22 protein-coding genes and 1 pseudogene are annotated in these 24159 nt (G+C 68.3%); 10 read left to right on the top strand and 13 right to left on the bottom strand.

Features of this window, described 5'->3' with window-relative positions; translation table 11 throughout:
- Nucleotides 1–41 precede the first annotated feature (41 nt).
- From GR168_RS20625 to GR168_RS20615, 3 genes are all read left to right on the top strand, one after another.
- On the top strand, nt 42–1025 hold the full coding sequence (locus GR168_RS20625) for an ABC transporter ATP-binding protein (RefSeq protein WP_238994956.1): 984 nt from the start codon (nt 42–44) through the stop codon (nt 1023–1025).
- Nucleotides 1022–1768: an ABC transporter permease gene (locus GR168_RS20620; protein ID WP_159371574.1), complete on the top strand. Its 747-nt coding sequence runs from the start codon at nt 1022–1024 to the stop codon at nt 1766–1768. The genes GR168_RS20625 and GR168_RS20620 overlap by 4 nt, the downstream gene beginning before the upstream one ends.
- A gap of 127 nt (nt 1769–1895) precedes the next feature.
- Complete coding sequence (locus tag GR168_RS20615; RefSeq protein ID WP_159371573.1) at nt 1896–4502, top strand: LuxR family transcriptional regulator; 2607 nt, start codon at nt 1896–1898, stop codon at nt 4500–4502.
- An 82-nt stretch (nt 4503–4584) separates the two neighbouring features.
- On the opposite strand, the gene GR168_RS20610 is transcribed toward GR168_RS20615, so the two are convergent.
- From GR168_RS20610 to GR168_RS20595, 4 genes are all read right to left on the bottom strand, one after another.
- On the bottom strand, nt 4585–5271 hold the full coding sequence (locus GR168_RS20610) for a phosphoribosyltransferase family protein (RefSeq protein WP_159371572.1): 687 nt from the start codon (nt 5269–5271) through the stop codon (nt 4585–4587).
- Between the two features lie 8 nt (nt 5272–5279).
- On the bottom strand, nt 5280–5750 hold the full coding sequence (locus tag GR168_RS20605; protein ID WP_159371571.1) for a nuclear transport factor 2 family protein: 471 nt from the start codon (nt 5748–5750) through the stop codon (nt 5280–5282).
- Nucleotides 5747–6613 carry a hypothetical protein gene (locus GR168_RS20600; protein ID WP_159371570.1) on the bottom strand — a complete coding sequence of 289 codons (867 nt, stop codon included), beginning with the start codon at nt 6611–6613 and terminating at the stop codon, nt 5747–5749. The genes GR168_RS20605 and GR168_RS20600 overlap by 4 nt, the downstream gene beginning before the upstream one ends.
- Before the next feature lie 62 nt (nt 6614–6675).
- Nucleotides 6676–7728 (bottom strand): EamA/RhaT family transporter, encoded by a 1053-nt coding sequence (locus tag GR168_RS20595; protein WP_159371569.1) that lies wholly within the window; start codon nt 7726–7728, stop codon nt 6676–6678.
- A gap of 269 nt (nt 7729–7997) precedes the next feature.
- Between GR168_RS20595 and GR168_RS20590 the strand changes: the two genes are divergently transcribed.
- The 3 genes from GR168_RS20590 (at nt 7998) to GR168_RS20580 (ending at nt 11261) form a co-directional block, all read left to right on the top strand.
- Nucleotides 7998–9185, top strand: a complete 1188-nt coding sequence (locus GR168_RS20590) for a carboxylate--amine ligase (protein ID WP_159371568.1) — start codon at nt 7998–8000, stop codon at nt 9183–9185.
- Nucleotides 9186–9322: 137 nt separating this feature from the next.
- Nucleotides 9323–9526 (top strand): hypothetical protein, encoded by a 204-nt coding sequence (locus GR168_RS20585; RefSeq protein ID WP_065630380.1) that lies wholly within the window; start codon nt 9323–9325, stop codon nt 9524–9526.
- Between the two features lie 154 nt (nt 9527–9680).
- Nucleotides 9681–11261 carry an MFS transporter gene (locus GR168_RS20580; RefSeq protein WP_159371567.1) on the top strand — a complete coding sequence of 527 codons (1581 nt, stop codon included), beginning with the start codon at nt 9681–9683 and terminating at the stop codon, nt 11259–11261.
- A 9-nt stretch (nt 11262–11270) separates the two neighbouring features.
- On the opposite strand, the gene GR168_RS20575 is transcribed toward GR168_RS20580, so the two are convergent.
- On the bottom strand, nt 11271–11861 hold the full coding sequence (locus GR168_RS20575) for a TetR/AcrR family transcriptional regulator (RefSeq protein ID WP_159371985.1): 591 nt from the start codon (nt 11859–11861) through the stop codon (nt 11271–11273).
- Nucleotides 11862–11981: 120 nt separating this feature from the next.
- Between GR168_RS20575 and GR168_RS20570 the strand changes: the two genes are divergently transcribed.
- The gene (locus GR168_RS20570) at nt 11982–13220 is read left to right on the top strand and encodes an oxygenase MpaB family protein (protein WP_159371566.1); all 1239 of its coding nucleotides are present in this window, start codon (nt 11982–11984) and stop codon (nt 13218–13220) included.
- Here GR168_RS20570 and GR168_RS20565 read toward each other — a convergent pair.
- The gene (locus GR168_RS20565) at nt 13172–13807 is read right to left on the bottom strand and encodes a pyridine nucleotide-disulfide oxidoreductase (RefSeq protein WP_159371565.1); all 636 of its coding nucleotides are present in this window, start codon (nt 13805–13807) and stop codon (nt 13172–13174) included. The two genes, GR168_RS20570 and GR168_RS20565, sit on opposite strands and share 49 nt — an antisense overlap.
- 245 nt (nt 13808–14052) lie before the next feature.
- On the opposite strand from GR168_RS20565, the gene GR168_RS20560 reads away from it, so the two are divergent.
- On the top strand, nt 14053–15540 hold the full coding sequence (locus GR168_RS20560) for a cryptochrome/photolyase family protein (RefSeq protein WP_159371564.1): 1488 nt from the start codon (nt 14053–14055) through the stop codon (nt 15538–15540).
- Nucleotides 15541–15552: 12 nt separating this feature from the next.
- On the opposite strand, the pseudogene GR168_RS24025 reads toward GR168_RS20560, so the two are convergent.
- The 6 genes and pseudogenes from GR168_RS24025 to GR168_RS20530 form a co-directional block, all read right to left on the bottom strand.
- Nucleotides 15553–15713: pseudogene (locus GR168_RS24025) on the bottom strand (TetR/AcrR family transcriptional regulator); the annotation flags it as partial.
- Nucleotides 15714–16044: 331 nt separating this feature from the next.
- Complete coding sequence (locus GR168_RS20550; RefSeq protein ID WP_238994955.1) at nt 16045–17214, bottom strand: phosphatase PAP2 family protein; 1170 nt, start codon at nt 17212–17214, stop codon at nt 16045–16047.
- A gap of 161 nt (nt 17215–17375) precedes the next feature.
- Nucleotides 17376–18020 carry a TetR/AcrR family transcriptional regulator gene (locus tag GR168_RS20545; protein ID WP_159371563.1) on the bottom strand — a complete coding sequence of 215 codons (645 nt, stop codon included), beginning with the start codon at nt 18018–18020 and terminating at the stop codon, nt 17376–17378.
- A gap of 37 nt (nt 18021–18057) precedes the next feature.
- On the bottom strand, nt 18058–20262 hold the full coding sequence (locus tag GR168_RS20540; protein WP_159371562.1) for an MMPL family transporter: 2205 nt from the start codon (nt 20260–20262) through the stop codon (nt 18058–18060).
- 166 nt (nt 20263–20428) lie between these two features.
- The gene (locus tag GR168_RS20535) at nt 20429–20908 is read right to left on the bottom strand and encodes a hypothetical protein (protein ID WP_159371561.1); all 480 of its coding nucleotides are present in this window, start codon (nt 20906–20908) and stop codon (nt 20429–20431) included.
- Nucleotides 20909–21007: 99 nt separating this feature from the next.
- Nucleotides 21008–22183 (bottom strand): DUF418 domain-containing protein, encoded by a 1176-nt coding sequence (locus GR168_RS20530; protein ID WP_159371560.1) that lies wholly within the window; start codon nt 22181–22183, stop codon nt 21008–21010.
- A 91-nt stretch (nt 22184–22274) separates the two neighbouring features.
- Between GR168_RS20530 and GR168_RS20525 the strand changes: the two genes are divergently transcribed.
- A complete protein-coding gene (locus GR168_RS20525) occupies nt 22275–22883 on the top strand; it encodes a TetR family transcriptional regulator C-terminal domain-containing protein (protein ID WP_159371559.1) in 609 nt (202 codons plus the stop codon).
- A gap of 55 nt (nt 22884–22938) precedes the next feature.
- On the opposite strand, the gene GR168_RS20520 is transcribed toward GR168_RS20525, so the two are convergent.
- Nucleotides 22939–23328 (bottom strand): DUF5997 family protein, encoded by a 390-nt coding sequence (locus GR168_RS20520; RefSeq protein WP_137809700.1) that lies wholly within the window; start codon nt 23326–23328, stop codon nt 22939–22941.
- A gap of 47 nt (nt 23329–23375) precedes the next feature.
- Here GR168_RS20520 and GR168_RS20515 point away from each other — a divergent pair, with 47 nt between their 5' ends.
- The gene (locus GR168_RS20515) at nt 23376–24137 is read left to right on the top strand and encodes a LysR family transcriptional regulator substrate-binding protein (RefSeq protein WP_159371558.1); all 762 of its coding nucleotides are present in this window, start codon (nt 23376–23378) and stop codon (nt 24135–24137) included.
- Nucleotides 24138–24159 lie beyond the last annotated feature (22 nt).

The following is a 24159-nucleotide window of genomic DNA, read 5'->3' as shown; positions in this document are numbered from 1 at the left end:
ACAGACCGGGCCGCTCCGGATTCGGCGGCTATGGTCGAGGCGTGTTGCAGGTAGCGAATCTGACGAAGGACTTCGGCGGTCAACGCGCGGTCGACGACCTCAGCTTCGAGGTGGGGCCGGGACGGGTCACCGGTTTCCTGGGGCCCAACGGTGCGGGCAAGTCGACGACCATGCGGATGATGCTCGGACTCGACCGCCCGACATCGGGCACGGCGACGATCAACGGGCAGCGCTACCGGGACCTCGAGCATCCGCTGCGGCAGGTCGGTGCGCTGCTCGACGCCCGGTGGGTGCACCCCAATCGCAGTGCGCGGTCCCACCTGCGGTGGCTCGCGGCGAGCAACCGGATCCCGGCCGCGCGAGTCGACGAGGTGCTCGAGACGGTCGGGCTCACCTCGGTGGCCAAGAAGCGCGCCGGCGGCTTCTCGCTCGGTATGTCGCAGCGGCTCGGGCTGGCGGGTGCCCTGATCGGCGACCCGCACACACTGCTGTTCGACGAGCCGGTCAACGGCCTCGACCCGGAGGGCATCGTGTGGATCCGCGGGTTCATGCGCAAGCTCGCCGCGGAGGGGCGGACGGTGTTGGTGTCGAGCCATCTGCTCACCGAGATGTCGCTCACCGCAGACCATCTCGTCGTCATCGGGCGGGGCCGGCTGATCGCCGACTGTTCGGTGGCGGAGTTCACCGGGCGGGCCCGGCAGTCGGTGCGGGTGCGCGGCCCGCAGCTCGAACAGTTGCACGCCGCGCTCGCGGCGGCGGGGCTGAATCCCGCGCCGGGTGACCCGGATGCCCACGGGCGCCCGGTGATACGCGTGCCGGACACCACGACCGATCGGGTCGGCGACCTCGCCGCCGCCGCGGGCATCACCCTGCACGAACTCGCCGCCGAGTCGGCGTCACTGGAAGAGGTCTTCATGTCGATGACGGCGCACGCCGTCGACTACACCGCTGTCGACAACCGCGCCGTCCACGACCCCGACGTCCACAACCGGGCCGTCGGGAACCACGGGGGAGTGAACCGGTGATCGCCGCGATCAACGCCGAACGGATCAAACTCGCCAGCACCCGGTCGCCGTACTGGTGCCTCGGCGTCGTCGTGGTGCTGGGCCTGGGCTTCGCGGTGCTGCTCGGCGCCATCGCCGGCGGTTCCTACGGCAGTCCCGGTGAGACCGACACCCTGACCGACGACTTCCTGCTCGGCGTCAACCAGTTCGGGGTCGCGGTGCTCGCGATCATGTCGATCCTGGGCGTGACCACCGAGTACCGCTTCGGCACGATCCGACCGACGTTCGCGGCGATTCCGCGTCGGCCACAGGTACTCCTCGCGAAAGCGGTCGTGTTCGGCGGACTCTCGTTCGCGGTGGTGGCCATCGTGTCCGTCGTCGCGGTCGTGGCGGCGCAGGTGCTCGCCGGCGTCGGAGTCTCGCTGACCGGACCCGAGACCGTCCGGCATCTCTGGGGGACGCCGGTTTTCGCGATGCTGTGCGCGCTGATCGGCCTCGCGGTGGGTGCGTTGGTGCGGCATTCGGCCGGTGCGGTGGCGATCGTGCTCGTCTGGATGCTGGCCCTCGAGCGCATCGTGTCGGTGCTCCCGCGGGTGGGCGAGCACATCGTGTCGTTCCTGCCGTTCCTGAACGGGTGGAACTTCCTCGCCGGCGGGAGCGACACGTTCCACTGGAACGCCTACGGTTCGTTGGCCTACTTCGCGGGCTTCACGATCGTGTTGCTGGCGGCGGCAGTGGCCGTGACCAATGCCCGGGATGTGTAGTTCGCGGATTTTCTTCCGCCGATGTCAAATCCGGGATTAGCCGCGTGTCGACAGGGCCATCCGGTCGGACCACATTGGTGCTTCCGGGCGGCCCATTGTAGGGCCCAGCAGACTAAAATTCGCGGTTATGTCCACGAATTGGCCGCTCGTCGAGCGCGATCGGGAGTTCCGCACGATCCAGGCGGCCCTCAGGGGTGAGACGACCGGCTGTGGGGTGGTCCTGACCGGTGACTCCGGCGTGGGCAAGACGACCCTCGCCCGGCACGTCACCGCCGAGTTGCCGACCGGGGTGCGCTGGGTGGCGGGCACCGAGTCCGCGCGCTCGATCCCGCTCGGTGTGTTCGCGCATCTCGTCGGTCCGGCGACGTCGAGCGATCCGGTCACCTACCTTGCGGCGGCCCGTGAATCGCTCCTCGCCGACGGCGATGTCGTGACCGGGGTCGACGACGCCCACCTGCTCGACGAACTGTCGGCGACGCTGCTGCATCAGCTCGCGATCGACCGTGCGGTGCACATCGTCGCGACGGTCCGCAGCGGCGAGACCGTCCCGGATGCGGTGACCTCGCTGTGGAAGGACAATCACCTCACGCGGATCACGTTGTCGCTGTTCACCAAAGAGCAGAGCGTCGACCTCATCGAGTCGGTGCTCGGCGGGCAGCTCGAGGAGCATTCGGCCGATCTCATGTGGGAGGCCTCCGGTGGGAACGCCCTGTTCCTACGGCATCTCGTCGACGGTGCGCGGCAGGCCGACACGCTGCGGCAGGTCAACGGCGTGTGGCAGCTACGCGGCCGCGCCGCCATCACCTCGGAGCTGGCATCGCTGCTCGAGGGGCGGATAGAGCAACTCGACGCGCCGGTTCTCGGGGCCCTCAAATACCTCAGTCTGTGCGAACCCCTCGACATCGACGTCCTCGCCGAGCTCGCCGGCGAAGAAGCCGTCGAAGAGGCGGAGATCGCCGGGCTGGTGCGCATCACCCGCGACGGGCGGCGTCTCGACGTCGCCTTCCACCATCCGCTGTTCGGTGAGGTGATCCGGCGCCGCCTGGGTCTCGTGTCGTCGCGGCGGCTGCGCGGCCGGCTCGTCGAGGCGTTGCAGTCACGGCCCACGAACACCCCGGCCGAGCGGATTCGGCTCGCCGATCTCGCGATCGAGAGCGACGTGGAGATCGACCTCGCGCTGGTACGGACCGCCGCACGCGATGCCCTGAACCTCGCGCAGACGCCGCTCGGCGAACGATTCGCGCGGGCGGCGCTCGACGAGGGCGGTGGACTCGAGGAGGCCGAACTGCTCGCGCGGGCGGTCATGTGGCAGGGGCATCCGGACGAGGCGTGGGACATCCTGTCCCGCTTCTCGCCCGACGATCTCGACGAGGGTCGACTCGTGCTGTGGGGCAATTCGATCATCGGCAACACGTTCTGGGCTCTGGGCGACGCTGATCGGGCCGACGAGATCCTGCGGTTGCTGACCGAGCGGGTCACCCACCCGGCACTCACGCCGATCGTCACCGGAATCGCCTCGGCGTGCGCCCTCTTCGAGAACCGGATCGACGAGGCGATCACGCTGTCCGACACCGTCCTCGCCGAATCCAGGGCGCTGCCGTGGGCGGTGGAGTGGGCGGTCTTCGGTGGCAGCCTCGCCCGTGCGGTCGCCGGTCGGGGAGCGGAGGTCGGGGCGCTGGCCGAACACTCGCGCGAGGTCGAGGTGGACGGATTGCTCCGGTTCCCCACCGGTTTCGGCGAGACCCTCGCGCTGACCCTCACCGGCCGACTCGACGACGCGGACGGTGCCGCGGGGCGTTTCGTGTCCGCCGCGCAGACCGCGCAGTACCTGGGCTGGGCGATGTCCGGAATACTCGTCGCCGCAGTCGAACTCGCCCGCGGATCGTGCGCCTCGGTGACCCGGCGGATGGAGCAGACCCTCGCCATCCTCGACAGTGGCCGGTTCTCCGAGTCGTGGAACTTCCCGGCCCACATCTTCCTGGTGCAGGCCCTGAGTGCGCTGGGACAGGCCGATCGTGCCGCGGCCGCGCTGGCCAAGGCGCGGAAACGTTCCGGCAAGCATGTGGCCGTCTTCGGGCCCATGCTCGCCATCGCGGCGGCCTGGCAGTCGGCGGCCGCCGGAACCGTCACGCCCGCCGTCGAACTCGCGCACTCCGCGGCCGCATCCGCCCGTGCCGCCGGTCAGTTCGCGGTGGAGGCCGAGGCCCTGCACACCGCCGCCCGGTTCGGGGACGGCGGCGTCGCCGACCGGCTCACCGAACTGGCCGAGCGCGTCGACGGTCCGCTCTCGGATCTGTACGCGCGCCACGCCGCGGCGCTCCGCGACGGCGATGCGGTCGAACTCGATCTGTGCTCGACGGCGTTCGAGGACTCCGGGGTGTGCCTGTCCGCCGCGGACGCGGCCGCGCAGGCCAGTGTCCTGCACGACGCGGCGGGCAGACGGTCCGCGACCGTGGCGTCGGCCGCGGTGGCGAACCGACTCGCGTCGCAGTGCGGTGGCCTGCGGACGCCGGCGCTGATCTCGGCCGCGCAACCGTTGCCGTTGACCTCGCGCGAGCGGGAGATCGCCAACCTCGCTGTGGCGGGCCTGTCCAACAAGGACATCGCGCAGCGACTCACCGTCTCGGTCCGCACCGTCGAAGGTCATCTGTTCCGCGCCTACACCAAGCTGGATGTGGGTGACCGTGCCGAGCTTGCTGAGCTACTCCTCAAAGACCAGCGAAAGCCCGGCTGAAAACCACCCGCAGGAAACGGACAGTCGACGACAGCTCGCCGGTGCCGCTCGGACGGGTGGTTCTCAGTGGGTCTTCGACGGATCAGTCACCCGGCCGGCTGAGGGCCGCGATCACCTCGTCGTCGTCCACCTGGGTGAAGTCCTCGTAGGACAGGCCGACGGCCCGGAACGGCGTCGGCGTCACGAGGACGACCACGTCGTCGGCGCCCCGATCCCGCAGTCGCTGAAGCGAATCCGACGGTGCCGTGGGTACCGCCACCACCACCCGGGCGGCGCCGGCGGCCCGGACGGAGTCGACCGCGACGGCCATGCTCGACCCGGTGGCGAGACCGTCGTCGACCAGGATGACCGTCCGGCCGCCGAGCTCGGTGCCGGGACGTCCGCCGCGGTAACGTCGTTCGCGGTCGTCGAGGATGCGCCGCTGTCGATCGGCGGCCTCGTCGAACTCGCTGCGGGACACCCCGAGTCGACGCGGTATGTCGTCGTTGACCACCAGGTGGTGCGCGGTGAGCGCGCCCATGGCGAACTCCTCGTGGCCGGGCGCCCCGATCTTGCGCACCACCAGCACGTCCATCGCGCACCTGCCTGTCGTCGCCGCGATGGCGTCGGCGACCTCGCGGCCGACCGGAACCCCGCCGCGCGCGAGTCCCAGGACAACAGGTTCTGTTGTACCGGCCTCCGGAATGCCGGCGCCGTACCGGACTTCGACGACCCGCGCACCCAGCAACCGACCCGCCTCGCGGCGGTCGGCGAAGATGTGGGCGCGCATGGGCAGGCTCAGACCTGGACTGCGGGACCGACCTTCAGTGCAAAGCTCGGCACGTCGGCGAGCCCGACTGTGGCCTCGTACGTGCGGTCATAACCGGTGCTGCTGATCAGCCAGCCGTCTGCGGTGCGGCGGTAGGTGTCGTCGTAGAACGCCGCCCCGATGAGCATGAAGGAGAACTCGGCGACGATGACCCGGTCCTGCAGGTACCAGCGTCCGCGTGCGGTGTCCCCGTCGATCTCGATCTCCGGGTGTGCGACACGATGTTCGGTGATGACTGCGGGACCGACGTTCTCGCGCATGTATCCGACCAGCTCGTTCCGATTCGAGAAGGCCAGGCTCTCACCGTAGTTACCGGTGACGTCCTCGGTGAGCGTCGACTCGAACGTCGCCCAGTCCTTGGTGTCGAGGGATCGCAGGTAGCGATACTTGAGGCTCTCGATCGCCCGCAGGTCCTCGAAGCCGCCGGCGGGCGCGCTCACTTCGTCCTCGTCCCCGGCAGGATTCCGGCATCGATGACGGCTTTCACGACCGGTCTCGTCCGGGTGAGGAGGTCGTCGGTGCCGGCCCAGATGGCTTCTCCGACAGCATCGGTGGTGGCCTCGATGTCGTCGTACGTCGCCGCACCGGCGGGCGTGAGCCGGTGCCCGTCCTCAACGCGCTCGGCCAGTCCGGCATCGACGAGACGGCCTACGCTTTCCTCCCACTCCTGTTCGGACCAGCCGCGGGTCATCAGCACGATGCGCTTGCCCAGGGTACGACGACGAACCGTGGGGTCGGGAAGCTGCGACTCGTGGAAGACGGCCGCGTCGAAGCCGTTCAGGCCGTTGAGCGCGAGCGCCGCGATGTGGTTGTCGCCGCGCCACTCTCGGAGAATCGCGATGGCGTGCCACAGACGTAGGCGCGCGGTGTCCGGTCGCGGGGCCGTCGACCACGCGGCAGCGAGCGGGCGGCCGCCGAGGGGTAGTCGGGCGGCCAGATCGTAATAGGCGGAGGCGAGTTCGTCGAGGCCGGTGTCGTCGATGGACTCGCCCAGGATCTCTCGCAGCGAGTCGTCGAGCATCTGATTGCGTCGTTCGTGGACCCGGTCGAGCCCGGCGTCGACGGCGGCCGCCCAGCCCTTCGCGATGAGTTCGTGGTTGAAGTTGTAGAAGGCGGAGGCGACGACCGAGGCCGCGCACGGACCGAACGGCGCGCCCCGCGCACCGACGTAGAAGGCGTAGGGATCGAGCCCGGTGTCTGCCTGCGCGCCTTTCAGTCCCGGGTTGAAGTAGGCCAGGATGTGGAAGGGTTCGAGGGTTTCGTAGGCGAGCCGGGCAGCGGAGCCCGTGCTGGTCGATGTCATCAACCCACCCTCTCCATCCGCGGGGCGGGTGTCAACCACCTGCGACGACGAGAGCGGGAGCGTCAGGTGCGCCGGGAGTCCCGGGTGTCGAGGGCGGGGTCGTCGGTCGTCCACAGATCGGTATCCGCGAGGTCGGGATCGGCGTCTGCCGCGGGCGCTTCGTGCTCCTCGTCGGACGCGGGTTCCTCGCGGCCACGGCGCCACCCGCCCTTCATCGGCGGCGCCTCGCCGAGGTGATCCGGGTCGACCGAGCCGTACCAGGCGACCAGCACGGCACCGACGACCGCGCCGACGAAACCGAGGATGGCCAGCCAGCCGAGTCCGGGTTTGGCCGTGTCATCGAGGAAGACGACCCCGACCAGGCTCGGACCGGCCGTCTCGCCGACCACGAGCACCGCGGTCACCCCGTTCACCGCGCCGAGCTGCAGGGCGACGGTCTGGACGTAGAAGCCCACCGCACCCGCGGCGGCGATGGTCCAGGCGGCCGGATCGGTCAGCAGCGCCACGGGATCGAACGGCTGGATTCCGTCGAGGATGCGCACGGCGATGGCGATGATGCCGAACAGCAGACCCGCCGATGCGCCGCCGACGATGGCGCCCGCCGGACCGAGGTTGTAGACGCCCACCAGAGCGAGGGCGCAGAGGGCGAGCGTCGCGACGAACAGGCCCCAGTGGAATCCGACCTCTTCTCCGCCGCCGGTGTGATGGGACGACGCCACGCCGAGCAGGCAGAGCGACATCACGACCAGCCAGGTGGCGACCCATTCTCGCGTGTGCAGGGCGATGTTGAGGATGATCGTGCCGAGCAGGGCGGTGATGACCAGGTTGGCCGACACGATGGTCTGCGAGAGGAACAGCGGTAGGAACCGAGCAGCGAGGGCGCCACCCGCGAAGCCGAGGACGACCAGCGTCGTGCCGAGGATGAAGGCCGGATCGACCAGTGTCGACATCGTCGACGAGAGGGTCGGTGCGCCGTTCTCGGTGGTGATGCCCTCACCCTCGTCGGCAGCGGCTTCGGCCACGCGGCGGGCGCCGAGCGCGCGCAGGACCGTGGACATCCCATAGGCGACTGCGGCGAGGCACGCGGCGATGACGCCGATGACGAACAGCTGCATGCCTCCTCCAACTCGGCCCGGATGAGCCTCGACAGGCTCGGACCGACGACCACCCCGACTGCGTACGCACGCGATCGGCCCGGGCCGCACCAGCGCTGCTCCGCAACTGCTGTTCCGCAACCGGAAGCGAAGCACCCGGACCGGCCGATCGTGCAAAAAACTAACAGGGTGAACCGACAGGACGGTACTGAATATTCCCGACCTGACCGGATTTTTCGCAGGCCGTCCGGCTTCCGTGCTCAGGGCCCGTCGGCACTACACTCGCCCGGGTGAACAGCGCCGGACAAACCCATGTACTGATCACATTCGGTAGATCGTTCCTCACCCTGGAACTCGCGCGGCTGATGGCCGCGGCGGGTCACCGGGTGAGCATCGTCGACTCCATCCCGGTCGGGATCGGCCGATTCTCCAACGCGGTGAGCGACTTTCACCGCGTGCCCCCGCCGAAGTTCGAGCCGCTCGCATATTGCCTCGCCCTCGCCCGGATCGTGGCCGACAACGACGTCGACATGGTGATCCCGGTGCATGAGGAGACCGACATCATCGCGATGCTCGCCGAGGTGTTCCCGCCTGAATGTCGGCTGTTCCTCTCCGATTTCACCACCGAGAACCGCCTGCACAACAAGTACGACTTCCAGGAACTGCTCGTCGAACTCGGAATCCCGACGCGCAAGTTCGCGCGGGTGTCCGGACCCGAGGACGTCGGATCGCTCGATTTCACCAAGCCGTTCGCGCTCAAACACTGCTATTCGCGGGGCTCGCAGAAGGTTCACAAGGTGACTCCCGGCGATCCGCTCACCTGGCTCGAGCACGATGAGCAGAACCCGTGGATCGCACAGGAGTGGGCGTCGGGGAACAACTTCTGCACGTATTCGGTCTGCCACGAGGGGCGCGTCTACGCCCACGCCACCTATCCGGTCGACTACGCCATCGACGGCAGTTCGTGCCTCAACTTCCGGTCCGTGGACCATCCGCGGATCGCCGGGTGGGTCAGCGATTTCGTTCGCCGGGTGAACTTCACGGGCCAGATCGGGTTCGACTTCATCGAGGACCGGAACGGTGGCGGCGACCTGTTCTGCATCGAGTGCAACCCGCGCGCCACGAGCGGGATCATGATGTTCACGCCCGAGGACGGCGTCGATCGCGCGTTCCTCGGGACCTGGGATCCCGACGACGGACCGATCACGCCCGGGTCGGGCGTGGACAAGATGATCGGGCTGGGCATGCTGCTCTACGGGTGGCGTCCGTCGTCGCGCAAGGACCGGACCCTGCGCGACTTCGTCCGCGACTTCCGCGGCGCGTCCGATGTCGTCAGCAGTCCGGGCGACCAGATGCCCGCGCTGATGCTCCCGTTCGCCTATGCCGGGATCCTGCGCAGCTGCCTCAAGTACCGGGTCGGGCTCGCGAAGGGTTTCATGCACGATCACGAGTGGGACGGTCTCCGCATCAGCCTGTGACACCCCGTCGCGGATTCGACCCTTCGGGATGGGGACGACGCCGACGCCGGGGCGTAGAATCCTCAGTCACCATCACCTGCGTGTTGACCCCATCCGCAGGGTTGTCCGGGGGGACTCGAGCTCGAGGGGAGCTGCTCATGAACATGTCCGGGATCATGCGTCGCACGTCTGTCGGGGTGGCCGCTGTCGGTGCCGCCTGCGCGATCGGTCTGGCCACCGCGCCGGCCGCTTCCGCCGCGCCGGCGCCGGTGCAGCCGGTGCAACCGGTACAGGCCGTCGGTTCGGTGGCGATCTGCTTCGGCATCCCCATCGGGCCGGTGACCATCAGCGTCTGCCTCTGATCTGATCCGAGCTGTATGACGCTGTGCCCGGAAACCGGGCACGACGTCATACGGATTCCTCGTACCCCACCAGAAGTCGACGCCGGCGTGACCATTTCGTGCCGGAGCGTCCCGATCCCCGGCCCGATGGCGCTCGCGCACGTACGATTCCCCGATGACGTCGACAACGGCCGAGGTCGAGGCGGGGACGGCTCCGAAGCGGGCGAAGGCGATCCTGGTCGCGCTGATCCTGGTCGCCGGGGTGGCCAACATCAATCTCGCGGTGGCGAATGTCGCGCTACCCGACATCGGCAAGGCGCTCGACGCGAGTTCGACGCAGTTGAACCTGGTCGCGGTCGGTTACTCGCTGGGCCTGGCGGCGTCGGTGCTCTACTTCGGCGCGCTGGGAGATCGGCACGGCCGCAAGCGGATGCTGGTCATCGGCATGTGCCTGTCGATCCCCGCGTCGCTCGTCGCCGGATTCGCGCCCAACGTCGAGGTCCTGTTCGGTGCTCGTCTGGTGGGCGGCATCGCCGCGGGCCTGGCCTTCCCGACCACCCTCGCGGTGATCACAGCCCTGTGGTCGGGGCCGAAACGGGTCCGGGCGATCGCCGCGTGGTCGGCGTTCGGCGGTGCGATCTCGGCGCTGGGACCGGTCCTGTCCGGGGCGCTCCTCGAGATCCTGGCCTGGCACTCGGTGTTCCTGGTGACCCTGCCGCTCGCCGTTGTCGCGTTGGTCGCGGCGTGGCGGTTGGTGCCCGACGACAACGGCGACCAGGCGGCAGTCGTCGACAACCTGGGTGGCGTCGTGTCCATCGTGATGGTGGGCTCGCTGGTGCTGGCGATCAACTTCGCCCCGAACTCCGATCATCGACTGCAGGTCTACATCCTGGCCGCGATCGCGCTGCTGGCAGGGGCGGGTTTCGTCTGGCGGCAGCTGCGTGTGCGGGTGCCGCTCTTCGACCTGCGGATCGCGGCCCGACGCACCTTCTGGGTCGCGGCGGTGGGCGGGCTGATCGTGTTCGGCACGCTCATGGGCGCGATGTTCATCGGCCAGCAGTACATGCAGAACGTTCTCGGCTACTCGACGCTGGCGGCCGGCGCCACGATCCTCCCGGCCGCGGCCGCCATGATCGTCGTGGCCCCGCGCTCGGCCAAACTCGTGCAGAGCATGGGTTCGCGGTTCACGCTGCTGTCCGGTTACGCCTTCATCGTCGTCGGCCTGGTGCTCGCGATGCTCACCTGGGATGAGGACGCCCACTTCTGGCATGTCGGCCTCGTCTACGTCCTCGTCGGGGTGGGCGTCGGTCTCGCCGGTACCCCGGCGTCGCAGTCGCTGACCGGTTCGGTGCCGGTGCAGCGCGCGGGCATGGCGTCGAGCATGTCCGATCTGCAACGCGACCTCGGTGGCGCGATCCTGCAGTCCACCCTCGGCGCGATCCTCACCGCGGGTTACGCGAAGCAGTTGCAGGACACCATCTCCGGTTCGCCGCAGGCCGATCAGGTCACCGAACAGACCGAAGCCGCGCTGACGAAGTCGTTCTCGAGTGCCGAGGTCCTGGCCGAACGCTATCCGCAGTACGCCGATCAGATCATCGCCGCGGCCCGCGACGCGTTCGTACAGGGCGACAGGAACGCCTACGGCGCGGCGGCCGCCATCGTGGTGGTGGGTGCGGCGGTGGTGTTCTTCTTCTACCCCAGACACGAGGCGGAGCGAACGGCGATGGCGGAGTACGCGGAACAGCGCAGCCTCTGAGTCGCCGACTCAGCCGGCACTTACTCGACCAGCACTGCCCGACGGCGGTGAGTCGAACGCCGCCAACAACATTCGTGCCGCCATCGCGATGAGCGATGTCCGGTCGGCGTCGCGGGGTCGTTGCAGGGCGACGCGCAGGCACAGACTCGCGGTCGCACCCATGGTGAGGAACACCAGTTCGTCGATCGCCCGATCGTCGAGGTCGGGCCTCATCCGCGACGGCAGGATCCGCGCCAGCGGGAGGAGCGGTCCCTCGACCTCGGCCCAGGCGTCGCCGAAGCCGTGTTCCCCGATCTCGAGCGAGGCACGCAGGACCGGCGCATGTGACTCGAATGACGACACGAGGGTCTCGACCACCGTGACCATCGCGGTGTCCGGTTGCTGATCCATCGCCCGGCCGATCCCGCTCGCGAGGGTGGCGGTGATGTCGTGAACGGCGGCGAGGCGCAGTTCTTCGACGATCGCGTCCATGTCGGCGAAGTAGCGGTACACCGTCCCGATGCTGACGTGCGCGTGGTCGGCGAGTTCGGCGGTGGTGGGCCGTCGGCCGGGACGACGCTCCAGGAGTGTGAGCGCCGACGTGAGGAGGCGTTGCCTCATCTCACGACTGCGCTGCTGCTTGGGTGCCTTGCGCCGTTGCGATGCGGTGGATTTGGGAGTCGTCGACGATGCCATCAAAAGTGAATAGTAAGTGAGGATTGCTCGTGTTCTCATGGATCCATGGAACGGAGCGCACCCGCCGACCTCGTGAACACCGACCTGGCCGTGCAACGGTTCGGGACGGCCGGCCGTGACTGGCTCGATCAGATGTGGATCGCCGACCCGCTCGCCGACGCCGTGGCCGCCGACCGGCAACCCGGTGGCCCGACCACGACAGTGCTGCGGGCGGCGCTGAAGAACGGCATCGACTCGGTCGACGACGCGACCGACTCGTTGCGCGCGCTCTTCGAGTTCCTCGATGACGAGCCCGACTGGGTCGATCATGATCGGATCAGTCGCGCGGCCGACGCGCTGGTCGTCAACACCGCACCGCTGGGCATCGTGCTCGGCGCGGCATCGCTGGTCCGCGGGGCGGGAAACACGATCGCGGGCAAGCCACTCGCGGTCACCGGGCGTTACTTGTCCCAGCCGGCGGTGCGGTCGGTGGAGGTCGGTGAATGGCTGGGGCAGGTGCTGACGCCCGGCGGGATGCGCCGCGGCGGTGACGGTTTCGCGTACACGGTGCGGGTCCGGACGATCCACGCGCATGTCCGTTCCATGCTGCTCGCGCGCGGAGACTGGGATGAGACCGCGTGGGGCGTGCCGATCCCGCAGCCGTACATGGCCTTCACCATCGCCGAGTTCGGGCACATCGCGATCGACGCCATGCACAAGCTGGGGGTGCGGTTCACCGACCGCGAACTCGACGACATCTACCACCTGTGGCGGTACGTGGGGCATGTGGTCGGGATGAGCCCTGAGCTCAACCCGGTCTGCGAGGCCGACCACGTCCGGATCGAAGAGCTCTATCGGCTGACCTCGCCGGGGCCGGGTCCCGACGACCGGGATTTCGTGGTCGCGTTGACCGACGACTATCTGGTGCCCGAACTGGCCGCGGTGTTCCCGGGGCCGCAGGCCCTGCGACGCCGGCTGGCCACGAAGACCATGCACGGACTGCAGCGGGTGTTCATCGGTGACGCCGACGCCGACGCGCTCGGAATCCCCGACGGCCGCTTCAAACATCTGCTGAGACGGGTCGGACCGGTTCTCGCGGTGGCGGATTCGGCGCAGCGGGTCGGTGGCGCCCGGCGGGCACGAGCACGCGTCGAGAAATCCTACCGCGCACGGGATGTCGCCATGGCGCGGATGCGGGAGGACTACCGCGTCACCCACGACCTCGTCGACGCGGCGCCGGGCCCGCAGGCCGCCGCTCAGCCGTCGAAGCGGCTCGCGGCCGCGACGTCCTCGGTCAAGCAGTAACTGACCGACAGAGGCTGTGTGAAGGCCCATTTCGTCTCGTCCTCGGTGCAGGTGAGGGAATCTGCGCCGCGGCTGACGGTCTTGGCGAGGATGGTGCTGTCCGCGGGGGAGGCGTTGCACTCGACCTCGCGGTAGTCGGCGAGTTTGCCGCCGCCGATCGGGATCTGGTAGCAGGTGTCGACGGCGAAGTTGGGTGTGAGGCAGAGCTTCTGGTCGCCTTCGCCGAAGGTGAGCGCGGAGGTGTTGGGGGTGCCGCACTCCGCCGACGTGTTGACCTTGTCGGCCGCGTAGAAGGTGAGCCCCTCGGTCCCTTCGCATTCGGCCTTGGTCGCCTCGACCTTGCCTTCGCCGGCTTCGGAGCCGATCTGCAGGCACTCGCCCACGTCGATGTCGGAGGCCTCTTCGATCGACTGCGTGCCGACTCTGACGCTGCAGGCCGCGAGGGCGGCGAAGCCCACGCAGGCCGCGATGACCGTGGCACGCCGGCCCAGCTGCCGGAGAGGCCTGTCCACGGACGGCACGTCGCCGCCGGACTCGGCAATCCGATCGTCGGAGGGGTGCGAATAGCTGGCGGTGCTGCGCGACATCGTGGTTCCTATCGTCTGGAGTGGGCGGGTGCCCGGTCTCGGCTGCTCATCGTGGTGATCGGGTGATGGACAACAGGATGTCGCCAGGCGCTTGGTGCGAACTTGGGGTCGACTTGTCCGGTCCTTGAGGGGCGCGTCCAAGTCGGGAGTGGAGGGTGCGTCGGAGTGGTTTCGACGAGCTCAACCAGCGGGGGGCGCTCAACCAGCGGGGGGCGCTCAACCAGCGGAGGCAGAGAGGAGAGCCGATGTCCGTTCCGTCCGGCGGTGTGGTCCGGGTGGTGCTCCCGCATCAGTTGTTCGAAACACACCTCGACGCGGAGCCCGGCACCCGCTTCGTTCTCGTCGAACACGATCTCATGTTCCGGCAGTACCGGTTCCACGTGCAGAAGCTCGTCCTGCACCGGGCGAGTATGCGCAGGTTCGCCGATCGGTTGCGGGACCGGGGCTTCGACGTCGACATCCTGGAGACCGACGCCCAGCAGTCCAGTCACGACAAACTCGTCGCCCACCTGTCGCGTCGGAAGCCGTCGTCCATCCACCTCTATGACGTCGTCGACGACTGGCTGTCCGGGGATCTGCTGGCGGCCTTCGACCATGCCGGGTGCCCGCTCGCGGCCGACGACATCGCCGAGAGCCCGAACTTCCTGACCACCCGTCGCCAGCTCCGGGAGTTCTTCGGCGGCAGCCGGCCGCGGATGCAGCAGTTCTACACCTGGCAGCGCCGGCGGCTCGGCATCCTCGTCGACGACGACGGCAAGCCGGAGGGCGGCCGGTGGAGCTACGACTCCGAGAACCGGAAGAAGCTGCCGAGGGGCCACGAGGTTCCGCAACCGACACCGCCTGCGCGACATCCGGAGGTCGACGCCGCGATCGCCTGGGTGTCGGATGCGTTCCCCGACAACCCGGGCGACGCGGACGCCTTCGGGTGGCCGACGGCTCACGACGAGGCGCGGGCGATGCTCGAACAGTTCCTCGCCGACCGGTTCGCGGAGTTCGGTCCGTACGAGGATGCGATCAGCGCCGAGCACCCCTTCGTCTTCCATTCGCTGCTGACGCCCGGCCTCAACATCGGGCTGTTGAGTCCGCGCACGGTGCTGACCAGGGCGCTGGAGGTCGGCGCTCGCAACCGCGTCCCGCTGGCCGGCCTCGAGGGTTTCGTGCGGCAGCTGATCGGCTGGCGGGAGTACATGCGGGCCTCGTATGAGATCCGCGGACGTGGCCTCCGCAGCCGGAACCACCTCGGTCACGATCGCCGGCTGCCGGACGGGTGGTGGACCGCGGAGACCGGCCTCGAACCGGTGGATCTCGTGATCCGGCGGGTCCTCGAACACGGGTATGCCCATCACATCGAGAGATTGATGGTCCTCGGCAATGCGATGTGCCTGCTCCGTATCGATCCCGAGGAGATCTACGAGTGGTTCATGGAGATGTTCGTCGACGCCTACGACTGGGTGATGGTCCCGAACGTGTACGCGATGAGTCAGTTCGCGGCGGGCGAGGCGATCACCACCAAGCCCTACGTCTCGGGTAGCAACTACCTGAAGAAGATGTCGGACATCCCGGCCGGGGACTGGACCGAGGACTGGGACGGGCTCTACTGGACGTTCGTGCGCGACCACCGGGACGTCTTCGAGGCCAACGCGCGCTCCAACTTCCTCGCGCGGGCCTACGATCGGCTGCCGTCGGGCACGAAGGCGGCGCACAGCCGCCGGGCGGGACGCTGGCTGGGGTGATCGACCCGGTCGTCAGCGCCCGCCGAGTGACTCGTCGAGCGCCCGCAGCTGTTCCGGGCGCACGTCGCGGAGGACGGCGAGGGTCGCGGTGATCGCGAGGTCGCAGGCCTCGTCGACGCCGGGCGTGCGGCGATCCGGGGTTCGAGCGCGGCATAGAGCCGACGGTCGCTGCCACAGTGACCCCGCGTCGGGCGTTGCGTTCGATCCGGCGGTCGATCGGATCGCCCAGGGCGGTGACCGTGCCCGACATCAGGAATGAGTTCATCGACCCAGCGCTGTATCTGGGTCCGCGATTCCGGCACCGTCCGCCCTGGTCACGGCGGTGAGTCCACGTCGGATGTGATGTGGGCCACTCGAAAAGTAGCCATACCCTTACGCCGGTGTCAAGCTGTTCGGCGAAACTGGACACACAGTGGACCACATGGCACGACACTGCCCGTCACGAACGAGTTCGCAACGGGCAGTGGGACAAACGATTCAGTTACCAGCAGGTCAGGGCGGTCCTCAGTGGACGGTCACCCGACCGTCGCGGCCGACCATGACGTCGGCGGTGTAAGCACGGACGAGGTCCAGGCGCTGCCAGGAGGCGCGGCCGGGCCGCTGGTCGTCGAGCGGATATCCCGCGGGCGACGCGGTCTGTTCCAGGACCTGACGCCGCTGCTCGTCGGTCAGTCGCGGGTACGCCCCGGCGATCAGTTCGACGGCCTGTCGGGGCACCACCATCGGATGTGTCGGCGACGAGACGCGTCCGAATCCGTAGGTCATGCCCTGGGCGTAGATCGTCTGGGCCGCGGCATCGGTGGCGTAGGGCGTGTCACGCGCGATGCACACCGAGAGGGCTGCGCCGCAACGCCATTCGAGTTCCTTGCGGATCTCGGTGGCAGACGCGGCGAGGAGCCGGCGGAACTGCGGGTCGTTCCAGCGATCGGCGGCGGCGGCCTGCCCGACGATCGCTCCACCGATCACGTCGAGCGGGTAGTGCACGCCCAGCACGATGCGGTGATATCCACCCTCCGAGGCACGGGCGAGGAACTGCGGCGCGAGTTCCGGGAGCATCGACGCGAACAGGGTGCCCCGCCAGAAGAACAGGCTGGTGTGGCCGGACGGGAACGACGGGTTGCTGCCCAGCGCGTCGTACTCGCTGGCTCCGGCGCGCATGTACTTGCGGATCCGCTCGGGTGCGACGATGAACGGCCGCTCGTACCCGAACACGTACTTCTCGACGAGCGTCGCGTTCGCGAGCCCACCGGCGCGGGCGAGGTAGTCGCTGAAGAGGGCCGTGGTCTTCGGGAGGCGATTGGCGGCGAGGGCGTTCCGGAAATCCCGTCCGAGCCGGTCGCCGAAGGCATCGGACATCGTCCAGAGCGGATCGTCGTGTGCGTCGGCGAGCGCTCGGCGCTGCAGTCCCGGGTTGCCGGCCGCCGACTGGTTGATCGCGACGGCCGTCTCGAGATTGCGGGCCATCACCTCGGGGTGATCGCGGCGCAGGGCGGTGAACGTCTCCACCGGTTGCAGGTACACGCCGCCCGGATACGACGAGACGTCCGAGGCGTAGAGCCGCGCGATGTCGGTCACCGGGAACGGTGCCGGGGTCGGCTTGGCCGGCGCGGCCTGGGCCGATGCCGCGAGCGAGACGGTGGCCGCGATGGCCGCGACCACCGCAATGGCAATCACTGACCAGCGGCCAGTGCCCCCTGCTGCCTGAGCCGGCGACGAGCGCAGCGAGGAGCCGTGTCGAAGGCCCGGCATCGGTCGCGGTCGGGCAGCGTTGTCCGAGATCACGCTCTGAATCCTAGAGGGAATGTTCGCGGGGCGAATGGCCGGACAACTACTGTTCATCCGACCGGCAACCCCTGCTCGAGCAGATCGATCGCGCGCAGGGTCGTCTCGAGCTGGGGCATCTCCCGGTTGTCGTCGAACTCGGTGGCCAGATGGAAGGTCACCCCGGCCACCGCGTCGAGGAACACCTTGAGCCGGAAGTCGTCGGGCGCGATCCGTAGGTAGTCGGCGATGAGCTGGGTCATGTCCGAGATCATGCGCTCGGACTCGACCTGAAAGGGCTTCTGCAGCAACGGCTCGGTGCGGATCAGTTGCATGCGGAGCGGATTGCCGACCCAGGGGTCGTCGACCGTCAGGCGGTGCAGCTCGGTCATCAGGCGCCGGATGAGATCGAAGTGGCTGAGGCCGGGCGGCATGGACTCGACGATCGCGTGCGCCTCGGCATGCAGGTGCTCGTCTCCGACGACCACCTGTTCCTTCGACGGGAAGCAGCGGAAGAACGTCGTGTGTGAGACGCCGGCGGCCTCGGCGATCTGCTCGACGGTGGTCTTGGCGTACCCCTGCTCGGCGATCAGGGTGATCGCCGCCTGCCGGATGGCGTTGCGGGTGCGCAGTTTGTTCTGTTCACGCAGGCCCATCCGACGCCCCGGTGCGGGTTCCGGGGCGTCGGAGCCGGCGTGCACAGTCAGGCAGTTGCCCATACGTGCTCACTTCTTGTCAGAAGGATTGTGCGGCTTATCAACTCGCCGGGACCGGGGACCTGGTGTCGTCCGGTTCCTCGAGCCCACGATGGCGGACTGCTTCGCCCTCGATGTCGAAGTTGATCACGAAGCGGTCGAGCCAGCGCGGGAGGCCCCAGGCCCGGTCGCCGAGCAACGCGATCGCCGCGGGTACGACCAGCATGCGGATCACGAAGGCGTCGAAGAACACTGCCGCGGCCAGCGCGAAACCCATCATCTTGGCGGTCGTCTCCGGGGAGAGCATGAACGCCGCGAAGACGCTGATCATGATGATCGCCGCCGACGTGACCACCCGGGCTCCGTGCCGGTAACCGGCGACGATCGCCTCCTTGGCCGACAAGCCGTGCATGAACTCCTCGCGCATTCGGGTCACCAGGAACACCTGGTAGTCCATCGCGAGCCCGAACACCACGCCGATGAGGAAGATCGGCAGGAAGGAGATGATCGGCTGCGTGTGGGTGATCAATCCCAGCCAGCCCTCCTGGAAGATCGCCACGGTGACGCCGAAGGTCGCCAGGACCGAGAAGACGAATCCGAGGGTGCCGATGAGCGGGACCCAGAGCGACCGGAAGACGCCGATCATGATCAGGAATGCGAGACCGACGACCACGACCAGGTAGGGGATGAGTGCATCGTCGAGTTTCTGGGAGAGATCGGACATGATGGCTGTCTGACCGCCGACGTGGAGTTCCGCGCCACGGTTCTCGACCGTTGGTGCAAAGGCGCGGATCTGCTCCATGAGGTCGTGTGTGGCGGCTGACGACGGCGCGCTCTCCGGGGTGACCATGATGAGCGCGGTGTCGCCTGCTCGGTTGCCCGTCCAGGTGAGCCCCTCGGGGTTGGCGACATCACTCAGGGTTGCGATGTGCCGCACGGTCTCCTCGGCCGGGGCGTTGATCGCGCCGTCCTCGTCGTGTACGACGACGAGCAATGGGCCGTTGATGCCCTCACCGAAACCGCGGCTCAGCAGTTCCTGCGCGGGTGCTTCGGCTTCGCTGGACAGCGACAGACCGAGTTCCAGCTTGGTTGCCGGGATGGCCGCGGCCGCGAGCGCCAGCAGGCCGATCACGATGAACGGGATGGGCCACTTGACGACGGTGCGCCCGACCTTGACGCCCATAGTGTCGTCCTCGGATTCCACGGCGTGCTTGATCCAGGGGATTCGAGGTAGGAAGGCGAATCGCCCGAACGCGCCGAGAATGGCGGGGATGAGGGTCAGAGCAGCCAGCACCGCGATGAACACGGCGACGCCGGCACCCGCGCCCATCTGAGTGATGATCGGGATGCCGATCACCATGAGGGCCACCACCGCCACGATCACGGTGAGGCCGGCGAAAACCACCGCCGACCCGGCTGTGCCGACGGCTCGGCCGATGGCGTCTGATGGCGCGCCGCCGCGGAGTAGTTCCGCGCGGTACCGGGACACGATGAACAGCGCGTAGTCGATGGAGACGGCGATGCCGAGCATCGTGACGATGGCGGTGGCGGACTCGTTGATCGACAGAGCCTCGGCCGACAGCGTGAGCAGCAGGATGGTGATGCCGACACTGACGATCGCGGTGACGAGAGGAATGAAGGCAGCGATGAGAGCTCCGAACGCCACGATCATCACGACGAAGGCGACTGCGAAACCGAGCAGTTCGGCCGTGCCGCCGGCTTCCATCACCTGCATCAGCGACCCGGTTGCCTCCACCTGCAGGCCGTCGACGGAGAATTCGTCCAGGATCGAGACGAGTTCTTCCTTGTTCTCGACGGTGAGGTCGAGGATCGGGATGTCCTGGCGAACCTGGATGAGGCCGACCCGACCGTTGTCGCCGACGACCTGCGCAGCGAGTGCTGGTTCAGCGGCCGCAACCGTCAGCGGGTTCACGACGGTCTGCGGCTCGATCACGTCGGGGAGTCCGCGGAGGGCCGCGGCGAGTTCGTTCAGCTGCGCGGTGTGGTTCTGCAGCCCGTCCTCGGCAGCGACGAGGATGCTCGTGGACGCCTGTTCCTGCTGGGCCATCACCTGTGGGAAGTATTGCTCGACCTGTTCGGTGGCAACCCCCGAGTCGGTGCCGGGAAGGCTGAAGTCCTGCGCGAACTTGGGCTGGAGTGCGCCGACCAGTCCGGCGACTGCGATGAGCGCGGCCAGCCAGGCCGCGATCACCGACCATTTGTGGCGAAAGCAGAAGCTTCCGAGCTTGAACAGAAACGACGCCATGCGTGGACCCCTCTGGTGCTGCGGAAGACCGGCCCCCGAAGGTCCCGGCGCAGTTGACGAGAGAAATGGTACCCACTAACACTCGGGACTGAGTACCACTTTCCACAGGTTGCTCCGTCACACCGCGGCACCGATGTGGCCTGCGTCGCCTTGCGAGAGGGTCGCGTCAGCGGGCGTTCGGCGGCGTCTGGTGTCCGCGGGGATCGGCGTCCGGGCGGTGACGTGGATCGATCGGGTCGTTCCGCCCGTCCGCACCACGTCCGTCGGCGCCCCGTCCCTCGGTGTCCCGTCCATCCGCGTTCCGTCGGATATCGGGGTCGAGACGGTCCGCACGGGCGAACTCGCTTTCGACCTCGTGCCGGGACTCCGCCGCGTGACCTTGGTGGTGGCGGGCCTGCTCCTGCAGCCGCTTGGCCTCCGCGGCCTTGGCATCGGCTTCGGCCTGCGCCTTTCGTGCCCGGGCGTCGGCCTCCTCGGCGACGGCCTCGCGATGGCGGACGGTGGAGACCTGTTTCGCTGCGTTCTGCCTGATCTCCTCCGCTTGAACCCGTCGGCGTGCCTGTCGCTGACGCATCAGCAACAACACGAGCGCAAGGATGACGATCACGACGACGACGGCGATGATGATCCAGATGGCTGTGTCCACGACTCACTCCTCGATCGGATGATGGTGCGCGTCGGGTACCCCGCGGTGCGGACGCCTAACCCACGCCGGATGGTGCTCTGAGCTGCAGCCGAACGGCAATCACCGCGGCGCGTCCACCTGTCGGGGCGACGCCGGCCGGTCGGCGGAAGCGGTGATGCGGTCGTAGCTTCGGTGCCACAGCCATTCGAGAGGGCCCCGGTCGAATCGGCTGAGCCAGAAGCGGGAGAACAGCATAAGCACCACGGCGATGCCGAGGTACAGGGCCACCGTGGCGGGGACCAGCGTCGAGCCGTCGAGATGTTGCGCGAGCCCCAGTCCCCAGCCGTAACAGACGGCACCCGCGATCGCGTTCTGTAACACATAGCAGGACAACGCCATTCGACCGACCGGTGTCAGCGCGCGGCCGCACCGCCCGGGTGTGCGGCCGTCGGCGTAGTACCCGGCGACCCACGCGAGCAACCCCAGTGCGACGAGCGGCGCGAACCCGTACCGCCCCACGACGAGTCCGGCATCGCCACCGGCCAGTCCGACGGCAAAGTCGAGAGGTAGGGCGACTCCCAGCCCGACGGCCATCAGGCGTCGCCGAAGCCGGGCGCCGCGCGGTTCCAGGACGCCGGCGCGCAGCAGGGCCGCGCCGATGAGGAAGAGCGCGACCGACATCGGCAGGATGAAGAGGACCTCGGCGCGGAACATCAGGAAGTTCTCGGCGCGGAAAGCGACGAGGTCCACGAAACTGCCGTCTGCGTAGGGGTTCGGGGACAGTGCGGCGCCCGGACTCGATACGGCGGGCGCGGCGAGAAGGGCCCAGCTCACCAGGCCCAGCAGCGCCAGATGCGTCGACGCAGCGATCGCGATCGCGACGTACTGGCGACGAAGTCGCATCGACAGCAGATACGCGACGATGAGGCCGGTGACCGCGTATCCCATGAGGACGTCGAACTCGGTGAAGAGGAAGTAGTTGATCACGCCGTCGACGAACAGCAGCGCGGCTCGCCAGTAATACCTACCGGGCCAGGGCCGGCCCCGTCGAACAGCCGACCGCTGCTGGATGGCCAGCCCGATTCCGAACATGATCGTGAGCAGACCGAGGAACTTGCCCTGGGCGAGCTGCTGCAGGAGGTCCTCGGCCACCGCCCACGAGCCGGTGGCCCGATAGGCGCCCTGGATGTAGCCGATCAACCCCTCCGGGTTGGTGAAGATCCAGATGTTGGTGGCGAGGGTGCCCAGAATCGCGATGCCGCGCAGGACGTCCAGCGCCGCGTGTCGGGTCGGCATCGTGTCTCCGTTCTGTGCCACTTCTTTTGCTGACACAATCGTGCTATCAAAACTCGAAGTCAAGATAGCACGGGTGTACTAGCATGGGTCAATGCCCAAGTTGATCGACCGGGACGGGCGACGCGCCGAGATCGCCGAGGCCCTGTGGCGGATCGTGTTGCGCGAAGGCGCATCCGGAGTATCGGTCCGCGAGGTGGCGGCCGAGGCGAACATCTCGGTGGGCTCGCTTCGACACGTGTTCGCGGACAAGGAAGAGCTGCTCGAGTTCTCGATGCGCCTGATCTATGAACGGGTGGCGCTCCGCATCCGCGAGCACGACCGGATTCGCGATCCGCTCCGCTGGGCCGAAGCCGTGTTGTCCGAGGTCCTACCGCTGGACGACGAGCGGCGCGTCGAGATGCACGTCAACCTCGCGATGGTGACCGAGTCGGTGGCACATCCCGGTCTCGCGGATGCTGCGCGCGAGGCCCACGACGGTTTGCGCTTACTCTGTCGGACGGTGCTGGGCGTCCTCGACGAGCACGGGCTGATCGGCGCCGGCCGCGATCTCGACTCTCATGCGGTCGCGGTACACGCCCTCGTCGACGGTCTGGCGATGCACCTGCTCCTCGCCGACACGGATTCGCCGGCCCGCGCGCAGCGCGTGCTCCGGGAGCATTTGACAGGGCTGGCGGTCGAGATCCGAGAGACGTTGCAGTGAAGCGATAGTCGCTGTCGGGTGGATACTGTTGTGCGGCTGCGGACCGGTCGGAGGACTAACTCTCCGGGTCCGTGTCACCCTCTTCGCGGGCGCGTCGTCGGTCGGCGTGCAGCGACCTGACGCGCCGCTCCTCGCGACGGACCTCGATCTGGGTGGCGCGTTCGGCGGCCAGCCAATCCGGCATCTCGGCGAGGAGGTCGTCGATCTGCGCCGTCGTGAGTGCCTCGGTGATGCCGCCGCGAACCAGGCCCGAGTTCGAGATGCCGAGTTTTGCCGCGACCAGATTCTTCGGGTGCGGGCCGTCGGCGCGAAGCGTGCGGAGCCATTCCGGCGGGTCGGTCTGGAGGGCGGCGAGTTCGGCCCGGGTGATCGGGCCCTGCTGGAACTCCGCAGGAGTGGCCGGCAGGTACACGTCCAGCTTTTTGGCGGCGGTGGCCGGCTTCATCGACTGCGAGCTCATTCGACGAGGGTATCGGGCGGTAGCCTTTGGGCGTGACCACACCCGACGTTCACGCAGCGGGCGAGGCCCCTGTCTTCCGGCTGGCATACGTTCCGGGGGTCACGCCGAGCAAGTGGGTCAGGATCTGGGCCGAGCGGCGTCCCGACGTCTCGCTGGAACTCATCGCCCTCGACGTCGCGGTCTGTGCCGAGGCGGTCGGGGAGCGGCGCGTCGACATGGCGATCACCAGATTGCCCGATGCCCTGCGGTCCGGCGATGCGCGGGAACATCACACGATCGACCTGTACGAGGAGACGACGGTCGTCGTCGTGCCGAAGGACCACGCCCTGACCGCCGGCGACGAGATGACCCTGGCCGATCTGACCGACGAGCAGTTGCTGTGGCCGCTGGACGAACCGTTGACAGTATCCGAACGCCCGGGTGCGGCGGTGGATCATCGGCCCGAGACCACCGGTGACGCAGTCGAACTCGTCGCGGCCGGCGTCGGCGTACTGCTCGTGCCGCAGTCGCTGGCGCGCCTGCATCACCGCAAGGATCTGGTGTATCGACCGGTCACCGACGCCCCGACCGGGTCCGTCGGACTCCTGTGGCCTGCTCCCACAACTCAATTGGCCGATGAGTTCATCGGCATCGTGCGCGGCCGCAAGGCGACATCGTCGCGGGGGCGGACCGACGAGGCGCCCAAACGGTCGGCCAAGGAGAAGGCGGCGGCGAAGAGGGCGGCACGCGAGGCGGCCGGGAAGATCCCCGGCAAGAGCGCGCGACGCGGGCCCGGACGTTCGAAGCGCCGGTAGTTCCCGCGGTGGCGTGCCGCCC

This window comes from Gordonia sp. JH63 (assembly GCF_009856645.1).
Taxonomy (GTDB): Bacteria; Actinomycetota; Actinomycetes; order Mycobacteriales; family Mycobacteriaceae; genus Gordonia; species Gordonia hongkongensis.
This window is presented reverse-complemented; position numbering and strand designations above follow the sequence as displayed.